21 protein-coding genes and 1 pseudogene are annotated in these 22,450 nt (G+C 61.3%); 12 read left to right on the top strand and 10 right to left on the bottom strand.

Features of this window, described 5'->3' with window-relative positions:
- Positions 1 to 132 precede the first annotated feature (132 nt).
- The 5 genes from nirB (at position 133) to CXQ93_RS02245 (ending at position 5,975) form a co-directional block, all read left to right on the top strand.
- Entirely contained in the window at positions 133 to 2,817 is a 2,685-nt protein-coding gene (nirB, locus tag CXQ93_RS02265; RefSeq protein ID WP_104108842.1) for a nitrite reductase large subunit NirB, read from the top strand.
- Positions 2,817 to 3,623 (top strand): uroporphyrinogen-III C-methyltransferase, encoded by an 807-nt coding sequence (gene cobA / locus CXQ93_RS02260; RefSeq protein ID WP_104108841.1) that lies wholly within the window; start codon positions 2,817 to 2,819, stop codon positions 3,621 to 3,623. The genes nirB and cobA overlap by 1 nt, the downstream gene beginning before the upstream one ends.
- Before the next feature lie 8 nt (positions 3,624 to 3,631).
- Positions 3,632 to 4,825 carry a uroporphyrinogen-III synthase gene (locus tag CXQ93_RS02255; RefSeq protein ID WP_104108840.1) on the top strand — a complete coding sequence of 398 codons (1,194 nt, stop codon included), beginning with the start codon at positions 3,632 to 3,634 and terminating at the stop codon, positions 4,823 to 4,825.
- Positions 4,826 to 4,958: 133 nt separating this feature from the next.
- Positions 4,959 to 5,666, top strand: a complete 708-nt coding sequence (deoC, locus tag CXQ93_RS02250; RefSeq protein WP_104108839.1) for a deoxyribose-phosphate aldolase — start codon at positions 4,959 to 4,961, stop codon at positions 5,664 to 5,666.
- 84 nt (positions 5,667 to 5,750) lie between these two features.
- Positions 5,751 to 5,975, top strand: a complete 225-nt coding sequence (locus tag CXQ93_RS02245) for a hypothetical protein (protein WP_258068532.1) — start codon at positions 5,751 to 5,753, stop codon at positions 5,973 to 5,975.
- Between the two features lie 465 nt (positions 5,976 to 6,440).
- Here the strand turns inward: CXQ93_RS02245 and mfd are convergent, their stop codons facing one another.
- Entirely contained in the window at positions 6,441 to 10,103 is a 3,663-nt protein-coding gene (gene mfd, locus CXQ93_RS02235) for a transcription-repair coupling factor (RefSeq protein WP_104108837.1), read from the bottom strand.
- 177 nt (positions 10,104 to 10,280) lie between these two features.
- Between mfd and CXQ93_RS02230 the strand changes: the two genes are divergently transcribed.
- Positions 10,281 to 10,781: a DUF2505 domain-containing protein gene (locus CXQ93_RS02230; RefSeq protein WP_104108836.1), complete on the top strand. Its 501-nt coding sequence runs from the start codon at positions 10,281 to 10,283 to the stop codon at positions 10,779 to 10,781.
- Between the two features lie 172 nt (positions 10,782 to 10,953).
- On the opposite strand, the gene CXQ93_RS02225 is transcribed toward CXQ93_RS02230, so the two are convergent.
- From CXQ93_RS02225 to CXQ93_RS02200, 6 genes are read right to left on the bottom strand one after another with little or no spacing between them, the layout of a single operon-like run.
- The gene (locus tag CXQ93_RS02225; protein WP_146073138.1) at positions 10,954 to 12,054 is read right to left on the bottom strand and encodes a S26 family signal peptidase; all 1,101 of its coding nucleotides are present in this window, start codon (positions 12,052 to 12,054) and stop codon (positions 10,954 to 10,956) included.
- A 10-nt stretch (positions 12,055 to 12,064) separates the two neighbouring features.
- Positions 12,065 to 12,637, bottom strand: coding sequence for a hypothetical protein (locus CXQ93_RS02220; RefSeq protein WP_146073137.1), 573 nt, complete (start codon positions 12,635 to 12,637; stop codon positions 12,065 to 12,067).
- The gene (locus CXQ93_RS02215) at positions 12,634 to 13,257 is read right to left on the bottom strand and encodes a hypothetical protein (RefSeq protein WP_104108833.1); all 624 of its coding nucleotides are present in this window, start codon (positions 13,255 to 13,257) and stop codon (positions 12,634 to 12,636) included. The genes CXQ93_RS02220 and CXQ93_RS02215 overlap by 4 nt, the downstream gene beginning before the upstream one ends.
- Complete coding sequence (locus tag CXQ93_RS02210) at positions 13,254 to 13,844, bottom strand: signal peptidase I (RefSeq protein WP_219817311.1); 591 nt, start codon at positions 13,842 to 13,844, stop codon at positions 13,254 to 13,256. The genes CXQ93_RS02215 and CXQ93_RS02210 overlap by 4 nt, the downstream gene beginning before the upstream one ends.
- Positions 13,841 to 14,416 (bottom strand): hypothetical protein, encoded by a 576-nt coding sequence (locus CXQ93_RS02205; RefSeq protein WP_104108832.1) that lies wholly within the window; start codon positions 14,414 to 14,416, stop codon positions 13,841 to 13,843. The genes CXQ93_RS02210 and CXQ93_RS02205 overlap by 4 nt, the downstream gene beginning before the upstream one ends.
- Positions 14,417 to 14,433: 17 nt before the next feature.
- Positions 14,434 to 14,997, bottom strand: a complete 564-nt coding sequence (locus tag CXQ93_RS02200) for an alternate-type signal peptide domain-containing protein (protein WP_181036016.1) — start codon at positions 14,995 to 14,997, stop codon at positions 14,434 to 14,436.
- A gap of 387 nt (positions 14,998 to 15,384) precedes the next feature.
- On the opposite strand from CXQ93_RS02200, the gene nhaA reads away from it, so the two are divergent.
- Together nhaA and CXQ93_RS02190 are read left to right on the top strand one after the other, a co-directional pair.
- On the top strand, positions 15,385 to 16,686 hold the full coding sequence (gene nhaA / locus CXQ93_RS02195; protein WP_104108830.1) for a Na+/H+ antiporter NhaA: 1,302 nt from the start codon (positions 15,385 to 15,387) through the stop codon (positions 16,684 to 16,686).
- Positions 16,687 to 16,691: 5 nt separating this feature from the next.
- The gene (locus CXQ93_RS02190; RefSeq protein ID WP_181036015.1) at positions 16,692 to 17,141 is read left to right on the top strand and encodes a VanZ family protein; all 450 of its coding nucleotides are present in this window, start codon (positions 16,692 to 16,694) and stop codon (positions 17,139 to 17,141) included.
- On the opposite strand, the gene sufU is transcribed toward CXQ93_RS02190, so the two are convergent.
- Positions 17,138 to 17,599 (bottom strand): Fe-S cluster assembly sulfur transfer protein SufU, encoded by a 462-nt coding sequence (gene sufU, locus CXQ93_RS02185; protein ID WP_104108828.1) that lies wholly within the window; start codon positions 17,597 to 17,599, stop codon positions 17,138 to 17,140. The two genes, CXQ93_RS02190 and sufU, sit on opposite strands and share 4 nt — an antisense overlap.
- Positions 17,596 to 17,868 (bottom strand): annotated as a pseudogene (locus tag CXQ93_RS02180) (aminotransferase class V-fold PLP-dependent enzyme); the annotation flags it as partial. The gene sufU and the pseudogene CXQ93_RS02180, both read right to left, overlap by 4 nt.
- 16 nt (positions 17,869 to 17,884) lie before the next feature.
- Between CXQ93_RS02180 and CXQ93_RS02175 the strand changes: the two are divergent.
- The 4 genes from CXQ93_RS02175 to CXQ93_RS02160 all read left to right on the top strand — a co-directional run bounded on the left by CXQ93_RS02175 (position 17,885) and on the right by CXQ93_RS02160 (position 21,563).
- Positions 17,885 to 18,346 carry a VanZ family protein gene (locus CXQ93_RS02175; RefSeq protein ID WP_181036014.1) on the top strand — a complete coding sequence of 154 codons (462 nt, stop codon included), beginning with the start codon at positions 17,885 to 17,887 and terminating at the stop codon, positions 18,344 to 18,346.
- Positions 18,347 to 18,662: 316 nt separating this feature from the next.
- On the top strand, positions 18,663 to 19,244 hold the full coding sequence (locus CXQ93_RS02170) for a hypothetical protein (protein WP_146073136.1): 582 nt from the start codon (positions 18,663 to 18,665) through the stop codon (positions 19,242 to 19,244).
- A 13-nt stretch (positions 19,245 to 19,257) separates the two neighbouring features.
- Entirely contained in the window at positions 19,258 to 20,553 is a 1,296-nt protein-coding gene (locus CXQ93_RS02165; protein WP_104108825.1) for an MFS transporter, read from the top strand.
- Complete coding sequence (locus tag CXQ93_RS02160; RefSeq protein ID WP_104108824.1) at positions 20,550 to 21,563, top strand: PD40 domain-containing protein; 1,014 nt, start codon at positions 20,550 to 20,552, stop codon at positions 21,561 to 21,563. The genes CXQ93_RS02165 and CXQ93_RS02160 overlap by 4 nt, the downstream gene beginning before the upstream one ends.
- Here the strand turns inward: CXQ93_RS02160 and CXQ93_RS20575 are convergent.
- Positions 21,560 to 22,450, bottom strand: an 891-nt coding sequence (locus CXQ93_RS20575) for a DUF4082 domain-containing protein (RefSeq protein WP_181036013.1), incomplete at its 5' end; no start/stop codon positions are given. The two genes, CXQ93_RS02160 and CXQ93_RS20575, sit on opposite strands and share 4 nt — an antisense overlap.

Genomic DNA, 22,450 nt, shown 5'->3' with positions numbered 1-22,450 from the left:
ACGGCGTAGCAATGGCCCTTTCCTAACATGGAAACACACGTTGGTGCCGGTACCAGGCCCACCCAAGAGGGCCGGCGTAGGTTCCGCCAACACGAGGCCGCCTCCACCGGGCCCCCAGGAAAGGCCATAGACATGACGCAGCCAAGCGAGCAAAGCACCACGGCCAGCAGTGCCACCAACTTCCGCAAGATCGTTGTGGTTGGCGGCGGGCCAGCCGCTCATCGTTTTGTCGAGGCTATGCATGCCCGCGGCCGCAATGACTGGCACATCACCGTCCTCACCGAGGAAGTCCACGTTCCCTATGACAGGGTGGCGCTGAGCCAGGCCCTCAAGGATGTCTCCACCGATCTCACCCTGGGCGATGCAGCACTGTGGGATCACCCCGCCGTCACGCTCGTCACCGGCGCTGAAGTTGCCAGCATCAATCCCGAGCAGGGCACCGTGCAGACCATGGACTGTGGCGAACTCACCATCTACCCCTATGACGAGTTGGTCTTGGCTACCGGCTCTGACGCCACGCGCCTGAGCATCCCTGGTTCCGAGTACACCCACGTTTACCGCACCTTGGACGACGTCTGGACGCTGAACCAGCAAGTTGCCGCGCTGAGCGAGAAGTTGGGCCGCACGGTGCAGACGGCAGTCATCGGCGGTGGTCTGCTGGGCCTGGAGGCTGCGGCCGGACTCATCAAGCTTGGTGCGGATTCGGTAGTCATCAATGGCGGGCGCTGGCTCATGAACGCCCAACTCGACGAGGGCGCCGGCCAGGCTCTGGGCCGTTTGGTCGCTGCGAAGGGCATGAACGCCGCTATTGGCCAGTACCCCAAAGCTATTCAGACAGACGACGCCGGTCAGGTCACCGGAGTGCTCATGGCCGATGACTCGGTGGTAGCCGCAGACCTCGTGGTGGTTTCCGTGGGCGTACGGCCTCGCGATGAGCTGGCCCGCGACAGTGACGGGGTTGCCCACCACGGATTCGAGCTGGGCCCGCGCGGCGGCATTGTCATCACCGATAGTTGCGCCACGGGCGTGCCCGGCGTCTGGGCCATTGGCGAGGTGGCCAACTACGAGGGCATGTGTCTGGGTTTGGTAGCCCCGGCCAACACCATGGCAGAAATTGTCGCCGACAGGCTCCACGGCGGCGGCGCCACCTTCCCCGGCTTTGACACTGCTACCAAGCTCAAGCTCTCCGGTGTGGATGTGGCCAGCTTCGGCGACGCCTTTGCCACTACAGAGAACAGCCTGGAAGTGGTTTACGCCGATCCGGCCCGCGGCGTATACCAAAAGATCGTCACCAGTGCCGATGCCAAAACGCTCCTCGGCGGCATTTTTGTTGGGGATGCCAGCCCCTACACCAGCCTGCGCCCGCTCCTGGGCAGGGAGCTGCCGGGCGAACCCGGGGCGTTCCTTTCGGCAGCAGGCGGCGGTGACGCTCCCGTCGTCGAACTTCCCGACGATGCCATCTTGTGCTCATGCAACAACGTCTCCGCCGGCAGTGTCCGCGACGCCGTCAACGGCTGCGGGACGTGCGAAGGCAACTCACCGGTTCAGGATCTGCCCGGGCTCAAAGCCTGCACCCGCGCCGGCACCCAGTGTGGATCCTGCGTTCCGCTGCTGAAAAAGCTCATGGAGGGTGAGCTGAAGAAGTCGGGCATCACGGTTTCCAAGGCCCTCTGTGAGCACTTTGAGATGTCCCGCCCGGAACTGTTCGAGGCAGTCCGTGCACTGGAACTCACCAGTTTCCCCGACATTCTGGCCCGTTTTGGCGTCGATGAGACGGCGAAAAATGGGCGTGGCTGCGATATTTGCAAGCCCACCATCGCCAATATTCTGGCCAGCCAAAACAGCGCCTACGTCCTAGACGAGGGCCGCGGCACCCTGCAGGACACCAATGACCGCGCGCTTGCCAACATGCAAAAGGACGGCACGTACTCGGTGGTGCCGCGCATCCCGGGCGGGGAGATCACCCCGGACAAGCTGGCCGTCATCGCCAAGGTCGCCCAGGATTTCAACCTGTACACGAAGATTACCGGCGGTCAGCGGATTGACCTCTTCGGCGCCCGGCTGGAGCAGCTACCGGAGATCTGGAAGATCCTGGTGGACGCCGGCATGGAATCCGGACAGGCGTACGGCAAGTCGCTGCGCACCGTGAAATCCTGTGTGGGCTCCTCCTGGTGCCGCTACGGCGTTCAGGATTCGGTGGCCATGGCCATCAAATTGGAGCTGCGGTACCGCGGATTGCGCAGCCCGCACAAATTCAAGCTCGGCGTGTCCGGCTGCGCCCGTGAGTGCGCCGAGGCACGCGGCAAGGATGTGGGTGTCATTGCCACCGCCGACGGCTGGAACGTCTATGTGGGCGGCAACGGCGGAGCCACCCCGGCGCACGCCCAGCTGCTCGCCAAGGACCTCGATGATGACACGCTCATCAGCTACATCGACAGGTATCTCATGTACTACATCCGCACCGCCGAACGTCTGCAGCGTACAGCCCGTTGGCAGGAAGAGCTCGACGGCGAATTGGCTCACGTGGTGGATGTGGTGGTCAACGATTCGTTGGGCATCGCCGCCGATCTGGAAGCTGCCATGAACACACACGTGGGCAACTACGAGGACGAATGGGCTGCCACCTTGGCCGATCCCGAACGTCTGCGCCGTTTCCGTTCCTTTGTCAATGCCCCTGAAGTAGCCGACGATTCGATCATGTTTGTGCCCGAGCGCGGACAGATCCGTCCAGCAACGGCCTCCGAAAAAGCTGAGGCTGGCCCGGTGCTGATTGCCACCCACATCCCCGTCCGCAGCTCCATCGCCGAGCACAACTAATGGTGAAATCCATGGCAACTCCAACAAGCCCCCGCCGCATTGGCCGCACCGGACACATCACCTTGGTGGGCGGCGGGCCGGGTCCGGCCGATCTGTTGACGCTGCGCGCTGCAAAGGCGTTGACCGCAGCGGATGTAGTCTACTTCGACAGGCTGGGTCCCACCGAAGATCTCGCCGCCTTGGCACCCCGGGCCACCTTCGTGGATGTGGGAAAAACCCCCGGACATCACAAGGTCCCACAGGAAGAGATCACCTCCCGCATGATCGATGGCGCCAAGTCCGGTCTGCACGTGGTGCGCCTCAAGGGCGGGGATCCCTTTGTGTTTGGGCGAGGCGGTGAGGAAATGGCCGGGGCTGTGGCTGCCGGCATAGCCGTCACCGTTGTGCCTGGTATTTCCAGCTCCATCGCCGTGCCGGGCGCTGCGGGCATCCCCGTGACTCACCGCAACGTCAGCCACCTGTTCACAGTGGTCTCGGGACACGCACCGTTGACCACCAATGAATTCACGCATTTGGCAGGGTTGGGCGGCACCATTGTTGTCCTGATGGGCATCGGCACATTGCCCTCTTTGATGGCGGGCCTCAGCGGAGCCGGATTAGCAAGTGTTACGCCCGTGGCTATCGTCGAGAATGGATTCAGCCATACGCAACGCACCACAGTGGCAACGCTCGGTACGATTGTTCACGCGTCATCTGCTTGCCTCAATCCCGCTGTCATTGTCATCGGGGATGTGGTGAATCTAGCTGGCGAGCATGGCTTGGCCGTCCCGAACTTCGTCGCGGATGCCTATTTGCAAACAGCTTGAAGGATTTCATGAGCGAGACACCCCAGCTTTCTTCCCCGCACCTGGATCAGCCACTGCGCGGCTTCCGGATCGGTGTCACCGCGCATCGCCGGGCCGGGGACTTGATTGACGCGCTGGAACGTCGCGGCGCTCAGGTGCAGCACGCTCCGGCCTTGAAAATTGCCCCTGTTGAAGATGATGAGGCACTGCGCGCAGAAACGGCGGCCGTGATTGCCGCAGCGCCGGACATCGTCATGGTCACCACCGCCTACGGGATGCGTCGCTGGGCCGAGGCGGCCGATGTTGCCGGGCAGGGTGAAGAGCTGCTGGCAACGCTGGCCTCCTCTTCTATTTACGTGCGTGGCCCCAAGGCTCGTGGCGCGGTCCGGGCCGCAGGGCTCGATGACGATGGCATCAGCTCCGATGAGACCACGGCAACGCTGACGGATTTGGTGATTTCTGCCGGTGTGGTCGGCAAGACAGTGGCCGTGCAGGTTCACGGTTACACGGACGTGGCAGCCCTGACCCGGCTGCGCGAGGCTGGCGCCAGGGTGTTGACCGTGACCCCGTATCGCTGGGTCAACGCTGAAGAAGGGGATAAATTGCCCCAACTGATTGACGCCGTCATCAACAAGGAAATCGATGTCCTGACGTTTACAAGCGCCCCGGCAGTCGACGCGGTGCTCAGCGCCGCCGATGCTTTGGGCCGTGGCGAGCAATTCCGTGCCGCATTGCGCGGGATCGACCCCAACGTTGGAAGCGGCGCAGGCGGAAACGGCGCAGGTGGAATTACCACGGCAGGAATCGGCGGCGTGGTGTGCGCCGTCGTCGGTCCTGTTACTGCGGCCCCACTCCTTCAGGCCGGCATTGTCCCGCTGATGCCGGAACGGTTCCGTATGGGGGCCCTGATCAGGCTGGTCTGTGAGTATCTGGAGAAGACAGGGGTGCTGCGTGTGGAGAGTGCCGGGTCCGTGCTGGAGGTGCGCGGGCAGTCGTTGCTGGTCAACGGGCTTCCGGTACCGGTGGCGCCTGCCCCCCTGCAACTACTGAAGTTGCTCATGGGCGCAGACGGCGGGGTCCTTTCGCCCAGCGAGCTCGCTGCGGGGACCGGATCCTTGGAAGGCGATCACGCCCTCCACATGACCATTAGTCGGCTCCGGGCAGCCTTGCCGGACGCCAGCATTGTGGAAACCGTGGTCAAGCGCGGCTACCGGCTGCGCTGACGCCCGCCACTGACCTCCTCCGCTGACGCCGAGCTCGCCAAAAACAGCCAACGGCCGCCTCCAACCAAGCCTCATGGTGGCCTTTACTGTGGCACCATGGTGTTAATCATTCACACGTGGGAAGGTCCGCATCATGACATCCAACAGCCCGTTCGCTGCAAGCCAGCCAGGCGACGAACTCGCAAGCTACATTGATCACACCCTGCTAGCACCCGAGGCCAGCCACGCTGACATCGTGCGCCTATGCAAGGAAGCAGCTGAGCATCACTTCAAGTCGGTATGTGTTAACCCCATTTGGGTTGAAGCAGCAAAGAAGGCTCTGCTCGGCACGGGCGTACTGACGTGCACGGTGGTGGGTTTCCCGCTCGGCACGCACAATACCGATGTCAAGGTATTCGAAGCCCGCGGTGCCACCATGGACGGCGCGGATGAAATTGACATGGTCATCAACATCGCATCGGCCAGGGCTTTGAACAAGGACGCGCTGGTGTCGGATATTTCAGCCGTGGCCGAGGTGGTCCACGAAGCGGATTCCCTGCTGAAGGTCATCATTGAAACCTCACTGCTCAGCGACGACGAGAAGGTCTTGGCCTGTCAGGCGGCGCTCGAAGCTGGCGCCGATTTCGTCAAGACCTCCACGGGCTTCAACGGCGGCGGCGCCACGGCCCAAGATGTTGCGTTAATGCGCAAAACCGTGGGTCCGGACCTGGGCGTCAAGGCCTCCGGCGGAGTCCGCACACGGGAAAAGGCTTTGGAAATGATTGCCGCGGGTGCCACTCGCATTGGTACCAGCTCCGGTATCGCCATCGTCACCGGTGGTACGGGCGCAGCTTCGTACTAATCCGTACTAAGATCGTTGGTAGATCAACGCGCCGGTGAGTCCGGTGCACCCACTCAGCTCCCCGCCATGGGGTCAGGAGGAACAGTGTCCAGCACCCGTTACCAGGGCGAGAACAGCCTGGTGCAGTCCATCGTCTTGTTCGTCGTTTTCCTTGCATTGTTCCTCGGTGGAATCTTTGCGTTCTCATACTGGAGCCTGGAAAGCTTTGCCCACGCCTTCATCCCGGCCGGCGTCGGCATTGGCCTGTGCGCGCTGGCCTTCTGGTTCCCGATGACCATCATGGGCCGCACGGACTCCGCAGGCGAGTAGCCAGTTTCCGTTTTCCACTGAACCGCAGCAATTGGCGTAAGCCTCTGCTGCGGTTCAGATGTTTAAGCCCTGTTTTAGAAGCAGTTTCATGCACCGACTTGAGCACGACGCCGGGAGGCCGGGTGGCGCTGCCGGCTGGCGGTACAACGCGAGGCCGGGTTGTACCGCCGCGCTGGTTGGCGGCCAACTCTCCGCACCGCCCGTCCAGCACCCAGCACCCAGCACCCAGCACCCAGCACCCAGCACCCAGCACCCAGCACCCAGCACAATTATTATGCGCCGGACCCGGTCCGAGTCTGACGCATAGGGAAAGTGCCTCACCGTTATGCGCCGGACTCGTGCTGACTATGGCGCCTGTGGACAAGATGCGCCGGACCCGGTCCGAGTCTGACGCATAGGGAAAGTGTCCAACCGTTGTGCGCCGGACTCCGGCCCCAGTCCGGCGCATAACGTAGCGGCAGTTCGTTATTTGGCCGCCACGGTCTGTGGGGTCACTTCAAAGATGGCTTCCAGCACGCCCTGCGCCCACTTGAGCACTTCGGCATCGGCCAGGTCGCGGCCACCAATCCGCGCAGTCTTGGGCTTAGGAATCAAGATCGCGTTCAGCGCCGACTTCACCATGGAGCCCGGGTACATGCGGGTCAGGCGCATCTCCTTGGATTCGGGCAACTCAGCCGGGGCGAACTTGATGAAGTTACCCTGCAGAGCAACGTCTGTCAGGCCTGCGGCCCGGGCCAGTACCTTGAAGTTGGCCACGGCCAGCAGATTCACGGCAGCCTGCGGCAGCTCACCGTACCTGTCGATCAGTTCAGCCTCCACCTCGGCAATGGCTTCAACACTCACAGCAGCGGCCAGCTTCCGGTACGCCTCGAGACGCAACCGCTCCCCCGGTACGTAGTCGTGTGGCAGGTGGGCATTGACGGGCAGCTCAATCTTCATCTCTGCCGTCCGCTCCTCACCTTCACCGCGGAAGTCCGCCACAGCCTCGCCCACCAGTCGAATGTAGAGGTCGAAGCCAACACCTTGGATGTGGCCCGACTGCTCCCCACCCAGCAGGTTTCCGGCACCACGGATTTCAAGGTCCTTCATGGCCAAGGCCATACCGGCACCGAGTTCATTGTGTGCCGCTACTGCCTTGAGCCGTTCCAAGGCCACCTCGCCCAGCGGTTTGTCCGCCGGGTACAGGAAATAGGCATAAGCGCGTTCGCGCCCGCGGCCCACACGCCCGCGCAGCTGGTGCAGCTGGGACAGCCCGTAGTTATTGGCCTGCTCCACAATGAGCGTGTTGGCATTGGAAATATCCAACCCCGTTTCGATGATGGTTGTGCACACCAGCACGTCAAAACGCTTTTCCCAGAAGTCAACAATGATCTGCTCCAGGCGCGATTCAGACATTTGTCCATGGGCCACCGCTACACGCGCATCGGGAACCAGTTGCTGGATGTGCGCGGCAGTGCTCTCAATTGATTTAACCCGGTTGTGCACATAAAACACTTGCCCCTCGCGCATAAGCTCACGTCGAATGGCGGCGCCCACCTGCTTGTCGCTGTGCGCACCAACGTAGGTCAGCACGGGGTGGCGTTCCTCAGGCGGAGTGGCCAAGGTAGAGGTTTCGCGGATGCCCGTCATGGACATTTCCAAGGTTCGCGGGATGGGCGTGGCGCTCATGGCCAACACATCAACATTGGTGCGCATCTTCTTCAGCGCCTCTTTGTGCTCCACACCAAAGCGCTGTTCCTCATCAACAATGACCAAGCCCAGGTCCTTGAAGCCGAAGTCCTTGGAGAGCAAGCGGTGCGTGCCAATGACAACATCCACTGTTCCCGTGCGCACGCCCTCCATGATTTCCTTGGATTCCTTGGCGGTTTGGAAGCGCGAAAGCGGCTTCACCCGAATCGGGAAGCCGGAAAAACGCTCGTTGAACGTCTCATAGTGCTGTTGCGCCAGCAGCGTGGTCGGAACCAAAATGGCCACTTGTTTGCCGTCCTGGACCGCCTTGAAGGCAGCACGTACGGCAATTTCAGTCTTGCCATAGCCCACATCGCCGGAGATCAGCCGGTCCATGGGGACTTCCTTCTCCATGTCGGCCTTGACCTCGTTGATGGCCACCAGCTGATCCGGCGTCTCTACGTAGGGGAAGGCTTCTTCCAGCTCGGCCTGCCACGGAGTGTCCGGCCCGAAAGCGTGCCCCTTAGACGCCATGCGCGCCGAGTACAACCGGATCAGCTCTCCGGCAATCTCCTTGACGGCTTTGCGTGCCTTGGACTTGGTGGCGGCCCAGTCGGAGCCACCCATCTTTGAGAGCGCCGGTGCGTCTCCACCCACATACGCGGTCACTTGATCCAGCTGATCGGTGGGCACAAAGAGCCGGTCACCCGGTGCCCCGCGCTTGGAGGGCGCATATTCCAGCACCAGGTATTCGCGCAAACCGGCAGCCCCACCAACGCCGGCACCGGGCACCTTGCGCTGAATAAGTTCCACAAACTTACCCACACCGTGCTGCTCGTGAACCACAAAGTCCCCGGCTGCAAGCTGCAGCGGGTCCACGGCGTTGCGCCGCTTCGAGGGCATCTTGCGCATGTCGCGGGTGGAGACCGCGGACGCGCGACCCAGCAGATCCGCCTCGGTCAGCAGGCCCAGCTTCAGCGAATCCAGGACAAAGCCGCGGCCAGTGTCAGCCGTGGTCACCTCGATGATGCCCGGCTGCGGTGGCGCATCCAGAGAGTCCACGCGCGACGTCGGGATGTTGGCTTCGTGGAATAGCTCAGCCAGGCGTTGGGCCGGGCCCGGGCCCTGGGTGGCCACAACAACACGCCACTGATCCTTGACGCGGGAGCCGATGAACTCCATCATCTCCGCCACGTCACCCCGGTAGCCCCGAGGTTCCCGGGCGTGCAGGTTCAGCACATCGGTGGACGGTTCCAGCTCTTCATCCTGAGCCAAAGAACTCAGCGCCCACCAGCCAATCCCATACTCAAGGGCAGTCTCACGGGTTTGCGCCAAAGACTTGAATCCAGCCGAGGCCAGATCCACCCCGGCTGCTACGCCGCTGGCCTGCGACAGATCAAGCGGGGCATTGCCGCCGTCGGACGCTGTAGACCAGGCAGCTTCCAAGAATTCTTCGTTGGTGGATTCCAGATCGTGAGCCCTGGCGCTGACTTTTTCGGGATCCAGCACCACGGTGATGGATGCGGCAGGCAACAAGGAGGCCAGCGGCACCATGCCGTCAACGAGGGCCGGAGCCAAGGACTCCATGCCTTCCACGGCAATGCCGCCGGCAATTTTTTCCAGCATGGCAGCGGCACCGGGCATGGCGTTCTTCAATTTGGCGGCCCGGCCCATGACGGTGGGTGTGATGAGGATTTCCCGGCAAGGCGGAGCGTACAGTTCGCTCGGGTGGCTGACGGAGCCCTTGACGGAGGTCAGGGTGCGCTGGTCGGCGATGCTGAACCACCGCATCGAGTCAACTTCGTCGCCGAAGAACTCGACACGGATCGGGTGGTTGTCGGTGGGCGGGAAGACATCGATGATGCCGCCTCGGACAGCAAATTCGCCGCGATGCGTGACCATGTCTACGCGTGCGTACGCCGCGTCGGCCAGTGCCTTGATGAGCGCAGCAAAGGGGATCTCCTCTCCCACCTTCACCCGTACCGGCACCAACTCTCCCAAGCCAGCCACCAGCGGCTGGACCACCGCACGGATAGGTGCCACGATCACGCGAAGGTGATCTCCGGCGTCGTGCTCGGGATGGGCCAACCGGCGCAGGACGGAGAGGCGCCGACCTACAGTGTCCGAGCGCGGTGACAGGCGTTCGTGCGGAAGGGTTTCCCAGCTGGGGAATTCGGCCACAGCCCCGTCGGGCAGGTAGGAGCGCAGGGCGGCGACGGTGTCCTCAGCCTCGCGACCGGTGGCAGTGACGGCCAGGACCACGCCCGGGAGCTCGTCCGAAGAAGAGGCAGCCGAGGCCAAACCATCCGCTACTTCTGCCAGGAGCACCGCCCGCATGCCTGCGGGGGCGCTAAAGGCCACGTCGGTGCTGCGCGTTGCGGGGTGGGCAGCGGCGTAGCTGCGCACCCGGGCGAACAGTGGATCTTCAGAAAGCGCTGTTCGCAACCCTGCAAGACTCATGGGTGGTTTTCTCCTTAGTGCCTGGCGGCCGGCGCCGCCAAAGTACGTTATCTACCGCGCTGAGGACAACACGAAAGCCCAGAATCTATGAACGACTCCGGGACCGTGTCCAGCTTACTCGCCAGCGAGCTTGCTATCCTAGGAGCTGCCCCAAACACCCCCTATATTGGAGGAACCATGGCGCTTGCCGCCTCAACAACGCTCTCGGCTACGGCTCAGAATGTCACCGATGTCTTCACCAACGAAGCATTTATCAAGCACGTCAGCGAAACTGTCGGCGGTGAGCTGTTGTCATTCACCATCAGCGGCCCCACCACAGCCGCGTTCACCACCAAGACCGTGCGCACGTTGCCCACCACGCGCATGCCTGACATCGTCAAGAAGTTCGTTGGCGATTCGCTGACCGTCACCCAGGATGAGTCCTGGAGCGCTCCGGCGGCCGATGGTTCACGCACCAACATCATCAAGCTTTCGGTGGCCAAGGCTCCTGTGGATGTTTCAGCAGTGCAAAAGCTGGTAGCCGGCGGCGAGTCCACGGTTGTTGATCTCACGGGTGAGGTCAAGTCCGGCGTGCCGTTCCTCGGCGCCAAGATCGCCTCCGCCGCCGAGCCTGTCATTGGCCGCGCGCTGAACCTGCAGGCCACGCTCGCGCAGGAATGGCTGAACACGCACGCCTGATTCTCTAAAGTTCGACGGCGCCCACCCACCCGGGTGCCTCGCACCATGGCCGCATGACCTGATTTTCTCCAAGGGTTGTGCGGCCAACTGCGTGCCCGGGAATAACCAGTCCACGCGAATTCCCTGCATCACGCACTATTCGATGATGCTGACTGGCCAAGCGACCTCCGGTTTAGTTCGTTGGCAATGGCGGACACGTCACCTTGAGCTCGCCCAAGATAATGAGAGTGGGTGCGGTGGTGTTAACACCCTTGAAAACCACCGGCTGTGACGCCCAAGAATCGCCATACAAGGCCGTAATACTGATTGTGAAGTAGTAGTTGTAGCCCAATAGCGCACCGAGAAGTGTTCCGAGAAGTCCTGTTGGACCGGAATTGCTTGTCACCAAAGAGGTGCTTGAACCGGAGATTTTTTCGCTATTCACTTTCCCGCCGATCGTCACCACGCCCGACGAATTGGTCTGGACTGCGGTCACAAGATATTCGGTCGGAGTAGATGCGGGTTTCTGCCACTTGAACTCAATGGTGTTTTTGTCCCCGAGGTTGCCGCACGTGGCACCTATTACCGGCCCGGCGGCTGTTGCGCCGATCTCAGATCCGGCCGCGGCAATCGCCGTCCATACCGCTAGCGTCGGCTCAACCTTGGCCGCGACACCCAAGGGGACGGCAACAGCAATGACCGCAGCCATCGCGCCAATTCCCAACCATGTCCGACGCCGGTTCCCCGGTTTGGCTGCCTCGCCATCGGCAGCGTTTTTCCTTCGGCCGCGCCCCGAATGCGACTTCCGAGCTCCCCCTGAACCGGCCCGGAAAAAGGCTACATATATAAGGTACGCGCACAGTAGCCCGCCCAGCAGGAAGACCCACGGTGACGCCAGCCAGCCGGCCACGTACCCCAGACCTGGAAGGCTGAACAGCACCCGGTCAACCGTTGCTCCGGTATATGGCAAAAGATCATCAACGGCATTGGTGTCGCCCTTAAGCACCAGCCCCATGGACGGATCAGCGGAGACCACCCTGTGCGTTATGCGGGTTCCGTCGGAGGACACCACGGACACCACCTCACCCGGGGAAACATTGGAGGCGGCCGCGGGAAGTGCCAGCGCCAACGAACCGGTGGGGATGGCTGGCCCCATGGAACCAGAGGAGAAGATCAGGGGCTTCAGGCCGAATGCCAAGGTGAGTCCGGCCAGCACCAGGCACAGTGCACCCAGCACCGCGCCAATGTTGAACAAATACCGCTCCACCGTCCGGCACCAAGTTTTTCGTTCCATGGCCGCCATGTCAGGACAGCCCCACTGTCGCAGTGAAGGTCAAGGTGACCGTGGTGGATTTTCCCTGCAACGTGCTGGGCGCAGTGCTCGGCAGCGAGTATTGCACACACACCGCCTGCACTTCCCCAGCTGCCAATAACTGAGGCACAGAGGACCCCGAAAAACCATTACCAGCGGTTTTCTCTAGAACCGCTGCTCCATCACAGGTGGCGTCTCCAACCGTGGCCCCACGAGTCACCTTCACGTGCATACTCTCGCCAAGTGTTCCCACGCCTGCGGGCGTTGTGATTCCCGAGATGGCAAAGGGCGCAGCTAGTGTTCCGATGTTCTTCACGCTCACCAAGACCGCGCGATTTACACCGGGGTACCAATTGCTACTAGGCGGCAGTGTGTAACTACCGGAAGTGGAATCAGCTGTGGCGCCCACGCCAATCGCCACCGTGCCGGCTTGAATGGATGATGTTGCAGTTGCTTCTCCGGTCCACGCCGCCAGCGTGGATACTGCCCCAAATCCGGCCAGCAGGCCAAGCGAGAGCAGTGCCTTGAGCTGCATCCTCCGCCGGTTCACCTTCTCTCCAGTCACCGCTGCATCCTGCGCTTCCTCGCCCCAAGATAGGCGCCGGCGCCGCCCAGCAATGCGGCGACGGACAAGGGCCAGATGCCAATTGTCGCCCCCGTGTAGCTAAGTTCTTGGGTAGTCGAGGAGACGGATTCACGGGCATTTACTTGAAGACGCACGGGCCATGTCTGGCTCTGACTCGAGTTGTCAGCCGATTCTGGCAACCACATCCGCACTTGCAGCGGCGCGGCTGCTCCCGGCGCCAGCGTAACAACGGGCGACGGCGTCAATCCCGCCCTCGTGGGTTCCCTCTCGCCAAGGGGGGCCTCGGCAGCTACGGACACTTCCACAGCCACGGAGTTTTCATTGCGGACCCACAGCCGTTCCTCGATTTCCTGACCGGGCACAAGCTTCGGGGAACCACTGAACAGATCCGGCACTGCCTTTGAGAACGCAATTCCGTCTAAGCTGTAGGAGAAGGCAATGTCCGGGTTGCCTTCGGAGACCAGCACCATGGGTGGGCGTTGAGCAATAGCCGGGGCCGCCGTCGTACCAATGGCAGCAGCAACAACTGCGGCGGCTAACGCTGTGCGGCGCACGGGTAGTGGCACGGAATGCTTGCGGGAAACGTTGGAGGAGCTCACGGCGTTTTCTTTCTTTTGAGTCTGTCGCGCAGGGCACTGGTGGCCATATACACGGAGTAGCCGAGCAGACCGATGATGGCGGCTGATATCAGCCATTGCCGTTGCGGGCCGGAGAGGGCGGAGTTGATGTGGCCCAGCCAGGGCAGCTGGTACCAGAGGCTGCCACGGATTTGTTCGGGGCGGATGGGCGGATCGTTGGCGCCATTGTCATCACCGCGGGCTGTGAAGCGCAGTTCACCATCCAGCGTTGAACCCACACCCACCACCCTGTGCGTGACGACGGCGGGCTCACCGGACCTTATTTGGTAGGTGATGACATCGCCCGTGCGCAGGGTTGCGGGATCCACGGGCCGCACCACGGCAAGGCTGCCCGGTGCCATGCCCGGCGCCATGGAACCGGTCAGGACCGTGTAAGCAGTGGCCCCGCCAACCCTCGGGATGACGATCATGACCGCTGCGACTGCCAGAACGGTCAACAACAGCAGCCAGGAGAAGATTTGCCCGGCCCACCAGAGCACACCGGTTTTCTCACCATTTTTGGACGTTCGGCGCCTGCCCCGTGCCACCGCGGCGGTTACTCCGTTCACCGCTGATCACCGCGCCAGGTAAGTACGAGCTGCAATTTCCCGCCGGCCGCATCCGGCGACGCATTGGCCGGAAGAGCAACGCGGACGCACAGCAATTCGCCCTCGCCGGGTTGAAGATCGCCGGCCTCCGCAAACGCCGCGCCTGCCAGCGAACCCTCGTACAGCGAAGGATCCGGGCTGGAAGCGTCTGCCGCGCACGCCGCCGAATCGTCGGTGACATGCACTGAAAGTACGACGGCGGCAGCCAACGCCGCATCAGCCGCAGATTGCGGTGTGGTTGCGGAGGCGGCGCCGACCAAGGAGTAGCCCAAAGTTGTGGTTCCGGTGTTGCTAATGGTCAGTGGTGCCTGGACGAATCTGCCTGGGCCCAGCGTTTGTGTATCGAGGGCTTCGAAGGGAAAGTCAGCCGATGCCCAACTCCCGTTGCCCACCGCTAGCGAGAGCGTGCCTGTGGTGATGGTGCCTGGTTTTAGTGTCTCCTCTGCACGCCAAAGCGCGGCCGTGCCTTGGGCGCTTGCAAAAAGCACCACGAGCACAGCCGCAGCTACGGCGGACATGAGGATTTTGCGCATTTACCGTCGGGTACTGACTACGGGCGAACCTGATTCAGGGTCAGGGTCAGCGCAGTCAGGTCAATGTCTGCGCCCATCTCTGCCGCGGGAGTAGGTACCGTACCCAATACACCCTTCGCGAAGAGAACGGTGATGGTCACGGGAACTTCATAGCTCCCCGGCTCAGCGAAGGACACTTCATTACTACCGATAAGCGTCAGCTTCGGGTCGGTAGGTGCAGCAGCTATCGTCACCGTCACGTCTTCAGCCAGTGCTTCCGGGACGGCGGCATCCAGTGCCCCCACGGTCAGCGCGCCCCGCAAGTTTTTCCCGTCAGCGGCAATGGTCACCGTCTGGGAGTACACCACGGTGTCACCCGGGACCAAGTGGTCAGTTCCAGGAACAAATGCAGTTGTGCCAGCGCCAATACTCATGTCAGTCCAGGTGCCAGCGGCCGTCGCGTCCAACGTGAGGTGACCGGTCGTGACTGTTCCCGCGTCGACAGTCTTGGAATCGTTCCAAAGTGCCAACGACCCCGCTCCCCCGAGCATCAGAGCAGCAGCTGCACCCGCAGCGACGGCTGCCTTCGTAATCTTCTTCATGAAAATCCCCCCATACTCCAAATTCATGCCCCCAGTAGGCAGTACACCTAGCCAAGCCCATAACTATCCATACGGACAACTTCCAAACGGCTTCCAAACGGCCATTTCTTTTGCCGTTCGGGTACATTCATTCACCAAGTGGCTAAATTCCTATCCCTGGCCGCTAATAATTATTCACCCTCAGACGCCCCTCTGAAGCTCGTGGCCACGTTTTCACGGTTTTCATCGAGGCCATCTCCGCCACCCTGTAAATGAGGCCCTCTCCGCCACCCTGTAAACTTGTAATCAGGTGCGCCGGGAAGTCTGGTCGGCAATGCCATTGTCGAACCCAAAAGTCCCCGGCCAACGCGCTGAGGATTTTGCACCACTGAAAGGGCGTTCCCGCCCATGAGTTCATCGTCAACACCTCGCATCTTCGGTCGCGGAAGCTACTCCGAATTTGTGCGCATCAACAACATCCTCCGCTCCGAAACCGTTGGCGGGGCTTTGCTGCTTGCCGCCACCGTGATCGCTTTGGTCTGGGCAAACTCACCCATCGCGGAGAGCTACTTCAATCTCCGCGACTTCAAGATTGGCCCCGAGTGGCTTCACTTGAATCTGAGCCTGGGCGGCTGGGCGTCCGACGGCCTCCTAGCCATCTTCTTCTTCGTGGCAGGTCTGGAACTCAAACGAGAATTCGTGGCAGGAGATCTGCGCAATCCGGCTCGGGCAATAGTCCCGATTACGGCCGCAGTAGGTGGGGTTATTGTCCCCGCGCTGTTCTTTGTGGCAGTCAATTGGGCTGCCGGGCCGGAAGTCCTCAAGGGCTGGGCCATTCCCACTGCCACGGACATCGCCTTCGCACTCGCAGTCCTGGCAGTCATCAGCACCCACCTACCCAGCGCGCTGCGCACCTTCCTGCTAACCCTTGCTGTTGTAGACGATCTGATCGCCATCGCCATCATTGCCGTCTTCTACCCGGGTGAGATGAACTATGGATTCCTGGCCTTGGCCGTTATTCCCCTGCTCGCATTCACGTGGCTGGTTCAGAAACGAATCCGCTCTTGGTACCTCCTGCTGCCACTGGCCCTCGCCACCTGGGCCCTAGTCCACGCATCGGGCATCCATGCCACAGTCGCTGGTGTTTTGCTGGGCTTCGCCGTCCCAGTGATCCGTTCTGCGAAGGCTGGCGGTCCAGATGCGGGACCAGGAATGGCCGAACACTTTGAACATCTCATGCGGCCCATTTCCGCGGGCTTTGCAGTGCCGGTCTTTGCCTTCTTCTCCGCCGGAGTCGCCTTGGGCGGCGTGGCTGGGCTGAAGTCTGCGTTCACCGACACTGTTGCTTTGGGTATCCTCGGGGCGCTAATTATCGGCAAATTTGCGGGTGTCCTGGGTGCCACGTGGCTTGTCACGAAAACCACCAAAGCCAAGCTCGACGACGGACTGGCTTGGATCGATGTCGTCGGCCTTGCGCTCTTGGCCGGGGTCGGCTTCACGGTCTCACTACTGATTAGCGAGCTCAGCTTTGGCGACGACAGCCCGCATTACAGCCACGCAAAGGTCGCTATTCTCGCGGGTTCTCTAGCCTCGGCGCTGCTGGCCACCGTGGTACTGCGCATAAGAAACAAGCATTACCGCCAACTCGCTGAGCTCGAGGACCGCGATGACGATGGTGACGGCATCCCTGACGTGTATCAGCAAGACTGAGCTTCGTGAACAAACCCCTACACCGAATCATCGTGGCCTTGGCTGCGGCGTACCTGCTCGCAGTTGTCCTGATCGTCTTTTGGCCCACTCCCGTAGATCGACCGGCCGCAGGCACACTCCATGAGGTGCTGTCATGGCTCCATCGACACGGGATGCCTAAGTTCATCAACTACAACGTGGTTGAGTTCTCGGCCAACATCCTCCTGTTCATCCCTTTCGGGATTATTTTGACGCTGCGCCTGCACCGGAGGCTCTGGTGGCTTTCAGTGGTTATTGCTGCGGCAACTTCAGGCGCTGTCGAGCTGGCTCAAAGCATTTTTCTGCCTGAGCGTGTTCCGGCGTGGAGTGATGTCGTCGCCAATACCTCAGGAGCGTTCATAGGAACCATGCTGGTGCTGGTCATTTGGGCGTTGCGTAGGCGCAAAACCCTTCGCAGCACCCCGGCCATGCGCTAACTGGTCTGGTTCAGCGCATCCTCAGCGGCCACCCAGGCGAGCATGGCGCATTTAACGCGGGCCGGGAACTTCGAGACACCTGAGAGCGCGGCGGCATCGCCGAGGATCTCCTCATCCGCTACCAGCTTCCCGCGTGAACGCATCACTTCGCGGAAATTCGCAATCAACGCAGCCACCTCGGCGCGGTTCAGGCCCACCACCATGTCACTGAGAATGGAGGCCGACGCCATGGAAATGGAGCAGCCATCCCCCGCCCAATGGATGCCGCTCACCTCATCCTCGGCCGTCTCGATCCGCAACGTGATCTCATCCCCGCACACCGGGTTCAGCTGGTGGCATTGACCCACGTTGGCCGGCAAATGCTGCCCGTCCAACTGATCATCGCGCAAGTCACCGCCGCGCCGGGTCTTGGACTCTTCCAAAATGATCTGCTGATACAGCGAATCCAACGCGCTCACAGTGAGGCACCTTCCACGCCAAAGTAGCTTCGCACCCCGGCCACCGCGGCCAGGAAAGCGTCAACTTCGGCAGTTGTGTTGTACAAATAAGTGCTCGCCCGAGTGGACGAGTTCAGACCGAGACGGCGATGCAGCGGCTGGGCGCAATGGTGCCCCACGCGGACGGCGATGCCGGCAGCGTCAAGGAACTGTCCGACGTCGTGCGCGTGCACTCCCGCCACTTCAAAGGCGGCCAATCCTGCCCGAGGAACGCCCGACGCTTGCCCTACGTTTAGACTGACCCTTGTGAGAACCACCAGCCACAAGATCGCCGTCGTTCTGGCAATCGTCTACTTTGCCGCTTTGGCCGGCATCCTGTTTTGGCCGTCTCCCGTGGACAGGCCCATAGATGGCGCTCTGACGCACGTCATCATGTGGCTACACAGCCACGGCCTGCCCCAATGGTTCATCGGTTACCGCAAGATTGAATTTGCCGCCAATATTCTGCTGTTTATCCCCTTCGGGATCATCCTGACGCTGCGCCTGCACCGGCGGCTCTGGTGGCTCTCAGTCGTCATTGCTGCAGCAATCTCCGGCGCTGTAGAGCTAGCCCAAGGCATCTTCTTGCCCCAGCGGGTTCCGGCGTGGAGCGATATTGTCGCCAACGCCTCCGGAGCATTGATAGGAACCGTACTGGTCCTGATCATTTGGTCCCTGCGGATCCGCCAGATTCGTAGACTCGCCCCACGAGCGGCGCACCGAAGCTGAGGTCCAGGGTGGTGATCGTCTTTGATTCTCTCCACCCCAGCATTGCGAAACCATTAAGTTGTTCCTATTACTCTGGAGCTGCTAGAGCTACCGGGCTAGTCTGAGAACATATGGCGACCGCGCATTTCTTGGTCGTCCTATTCATGATCGGGATTAGAAAAACAGACTCGAGAAAACGATGAAACCACGTGTTTTAGTAATTTCCGGTTTAAGTTTGGCAGTGGTCATCGTTGCGTTTGCGGTGATGCTCAACTTATTGACCACTCCGCCCGCATCTCCTCAAGCTGCTGATGCAACAGGCACGCAGTCTTCGAGCTTGCAGCCTGCTACTCCGCTTCCTTCTGCCTCGGCACTCGCTCCTAGCCCGAAAGTCAGCAAAGCAGCACCTGCCATCTCTGCCAAACCTTCAGTGCTCCCGTCCGTCAACCCTAAAGCTCCCGCTGCAGTTCCGGACCCTCAACGCCCCCTTGAAGTGGCACCCCCTGCCCAGAAGTCCACCAGTGCGGCGTTGCCGAAATCGCGAGACGACGGCCCTCTGGTCAAGTCGCCGCTCCCGGCTGAGGGAAGCGTCAACGGGAAAATCGTTGCAGGATTTCCCACTGACGTCATTGAGGCGGCACCGGCTTCAGCGCTGAAGAGCAGCTCGGTGAGCCCGCAGGGAAGCATTCTTCAGGTGAGTCTGGTGGCCCACAGCACGGCGGAACCACTAGCTGTCATGCAGTTCTACCAGAAGCAGTTTGCACAATTGGGCCTGGGCGCCGCTCAAGCGCCGGCAAGCGCCGGATCATCTGCCATGTGGTTTACTCGGGGAACGGATAAGATCACCGTGACCACCACACCGCGACAAGACGGCGGTACGGAATATAGCGTCTTTGGCATTTTGCATGCAGAGAGCTAGGGACCGCCACTAGATGTATCTTTCTTTCTCGGACCGCCGTGGCGGCAAAGACGACACTTCGAAACGCGCGACAACGCCGTTCAAGATCTCTCCCATCATCATCTCTCTGGGACTCGTGAGCCTTTTTACCGATATCTCCTCCGAGTCTGTCAACGCAATCCTTCCCCTTTACATCACCGGCGCGCTGGGCCTCTCCATGGTGGCCTACGGATTCCTGGACGGCATCTACCAAGGGATCAGCGCCATTGTCCGCATCGGCGCAGGCTGGACAGCTGACCGCGCCGACCATCACAAACTGGTCGCTTTCTTGGGCTACGGTCTCTCAGCGGTTTCGCGGGCGGGGCTACTGGTAGCCACCGGCTTTGGTGCCGTAACCTCCATTATTGCCGTGGACCGGATCGGCAAAGGCATCCGGACAGGCCCGCGCGACGCGATGATCACTGAAGCTGCCCAGCCTGAGCACCTGGCAAGGTCCTTCGGGGTCCACAGAATGCTGGATACCGTAGGCGCCACCATCGGACCACTGTTAGCGTTCGCGGTACTGCTTGCCATCCCGAACGGCTACCACGCCGTGTTCGTTGCTTCTCTGGCTTGCGGTGTTATAGGGCTGGCGGTCTTGGGCATCATTGTTCCGGCCCGCAAACAGCGTGCCGAAATCTTGGCCAAGTCAGCACCAGCCAGCCCCCATCAGGTTGTGACTGAACCCGCCGGCCGGCTCCCGTTCCGCTGGGCTGATTTGAATAACGTGGGCATGCGGCGCCTCTTACTCGTGGCAGCCATATTCGGGCTGGTGACCATCGGTGACGGATTCATATACCTGGTACTGCAGAGCCGGGCGTCGTTTGCCACCCAATGGTTCCCGCTGCTCTATGTGGGGACAAACGTGGCATACCTAATTCTTGCCATTCCATTGGGCCGTCTGGCGGACCGGTGGGGACGGATGCGGCTGTTCATTGTGGGGCACGGAGCCTTGCTTGCGGCCTACCTCTGTGCGGCGCTGCCGTCCACAGGGGCAGCGGCAACACTTACGTGCCTGCTACTTTTGGGTGTCTTTTATGCCGCAACGGACGGTGTACTCGCCGCCTTGGCAGGTCAATTCTCCACACCAGCAAGCCGGGCAAGCGGGATTGCGGCCGCTCAAACGGTGGTTGCGTTATCCCGACTGCTGGCATCCGTCGGCTTCGGTGTGTTGTGGTTTTCGCTGGGACGCCAACACGCCATTCTGCTTGCCGCCGTAGCACTGGCCGTGGCAATACCGCTATCGGTGCTGCTGGTACGCGGAATTAAACTCGCCCAGGTCACCGAGTGACGTCCCGAGCGCGCTGGGCGTGGCTCCTAGTGATCACGGCGTTGAGTTTGGCGCTAGCCATCGGCTACGGGGTGTGGTCCTTTGTCCAATATCAGCAGCGTCAGGACACGCCGTCGTCAGTGTCTGTGGAGTCCGGGGCCATCGATTCAGCAGTACCCCACGTGGTCTTTCGAAACACTGCCGCAGGCGCGGGCTATGGCCATGTGGCCGCCGTGCCACTGGAAAACCCGTCGGGCCCACGGCAGGTGACGGATGCAGTCTGCGATCGCGTGTACTCAGCTGGGGGCACCAATGCCTGTCTGCGGACCAATGCGGGCATCGCCACCACCTTCGAGGCTGCTGTTTACACTGCTGATTGGCAGGAAGAGAGAGCGTGGCCGCTGCCCGGCATTCCCAGCCGCACCCGGGTCTCCCCCGATGGCACCCTGGTTGCCTCAACCGCGTTCGTGACCGGGCACTCTTACGCGCCGTCAGGATTTTCCACCGCGACGGTCATTGCCAAGGCCACGGGCGGCGATTTTGGCAACTTGGAGGACTTTACTTTGATCATTGATGGCAGCCCCATTGCGCCCGTTGACAGGAACTTGTGGGGCGTCACCTTCAGTTCAGATGACAATACCTTTTACGCCACGGCAGCCAGCGGCAACAAAACGTGGCTGGTGCGTGGAGACCTTGCCAAGCGGACATTGACCTCCATCCTGCAAACTGCCGAGTGCCCGTCGATTTCGCCTGACGGCACGCGCATCGCGTACAAGAAGAACACAGTCCAGGGGCCCAGCCCCCATTGGAATATTGCCGTCCTGGATCTGGCCACGAATAAGGAAACTATCCTCTCGGAATCACGCAGCGTTGATGATCAAGTGGAGTGGCTGAACAACACCACTCTGCTCTACGGACTGCCTCGGAGCGGGACTGTGGGCGACAGTGATGTCTGGTCTCTCGCTGCCGCCGCCAATGCGGCTCCCACCTTGTTCATTGAACATGCTTGGTCGCCGTCAGTTGTGCGCTAAGGCGTTGCAGGAACGGTGAAGACCAAGTCAACAAAGTAGTTTGTGGCGTTCCAACTGTTGATTGGCATGCCACCGCTGCTCCCGTAGAGGTACCGGCCGTTGCTGCCAGCGCCCACGGACAATGGACCGTGGGTGAACGCTGTTGCAAAGAAGGCGCTGGTAGATGAGTAGTTACCATTCGGCGCAAAGTACGAGACAGTGTAGGTGGCTCCAGCGGTCAGTTGTAGCGGCGTCGGCAAAGTAGCGCTCTGCCAGCCATTTGCTGTCTCTCCGGTGAAGGGAACCGTTGCCAGCCTGACACCTGCAGCGTTCCAGATGGATCCCGTATGCGCCCCGGTATTGCCGGCGCCCTTGAAGAACCTGATGGCTGTCACTGTCCCGGCGACTGAAGGGGTGAATGCCACACCCAGTTCAATGGCTGCTGGATCATCGGCATTTGATGCCGTGTCAGGCACCAACGCACCAAACATGGAGTAGTTGCTTGGTGTTGCCGAACCGTCAGCGGTGCTAAATTGCCAGCTAACGTCAGCCAGAGTGGCCCCTTGAGTGGATAGGAGCTGTCCCAGCACCACAGAGATTGTGGCACCAGCGGGAAGCGGAGCAGCCGGGGTGAAAGTGAGCGTCTTGCCATCCGTTGAAAGCACGGCTGTCCCGGCCAAGACCGTGGCCCCGTTCTTGACTGCCACCGTGTAACCTGTTGCCAACGCCGTTGAGAACGTGGCCTTTACAGCAGCATTGACGGATTGGTCGCTTGCCCCGGATGCCGGCGTTCTACTGATCACCGTTAGCGGCGCCGCCGCAGCTTGGAAGATGACGTCGACGAGGTAGCTGGCCGAGGACCCGTTCACTGGATAGTTGGAACCATAGGCATACACCGCCGACCCAGC

The sequence above is a fragment of the Arthrobacter sp. N199823 genome, assembly GCF_002929705.1.
Lineage (GTDB): Bacteria > Actinomycetota > Actinomycetes > Actinomycetales > Micrococcaceae > Specibacter.
This window is presented reverse-complemented; position numbering and strand designations above follow the sequence as displayed.

Coding starts and splice junctions, on each gene's coding strand:
- nirB (WP_104108842.1), top strand. CDS start 133: ATGACGCAGCCAAGCGAGCAAAGCACCACGGCCAGCAGTGCCACCAAC.
- cobA (WP_104108841.1), top strand. CDS start 2,817: ATGGTGAAATCCATGGCAACTCCAACAAGCCCCCGCCGCATTGGCCGC.
- CXQ93_RS02255 (WP_104108840.1), top strand. CDS start 3,632: ATGAGCGAGACACCCCAGCTTTCTTCCCCGCACCTGGATCAGCCACTG.
- deoC (WP_104108839.1), top strand. CDS start 4,959: ATGACATCCAACAGCCCGTTCGCTGCAAGCCAGCCAGGCGACGAACTC.
- mfd (WP_104108837.1), bottom strand. CDS start 10,103: ATGAGTCTTGCAGGGTTGCGAACAGCGCTTTCTGAAGATCCACTGTTC.
- CXQ93_RS02230 (WP_104108836.1), top strand. CDS start 10,281: ATGGCGCTTGCCGCCTCAACAACGCTCTCGGCTACGGCTCAGAATGTC.
- CXQ93_RS02225 (WP_146073138.1), bottom strand. CDS start 12,054: ATGGAACGAAAAACTTGGTGCCGGACGGTGGAGCGGTATTTGTTCAAC.
- CXQ93_RS02205 (WP_104108832.1), bottom strand. CDS start 14,416: ATGCGCAAAATCCTCATGTCCGCCGTAGCTGCGGCTGTGCTCGTGGTG.
- CXQ93_RS02200 (WP_181036016.1), bottom strand. CDS start 14,997: ATGAAGAAGATTACGAAGGCAGCCGTCGCTGCGGGTGCAGCTGCTGCT.
- nhaA (WP_104108830.1), top strand. CDS start 15,385: ATGAGTTCATCGTCAACACCTCGCATCTTCGGTCGCGGAAGCTACTCC.
- CXQ93_RS02165 (WP_104108825.1), top strand. CDS start 19,258: ATGTATCTTTCTTTCTCGGACCGCCGTGGCGGCAAAGACGACACTTCG.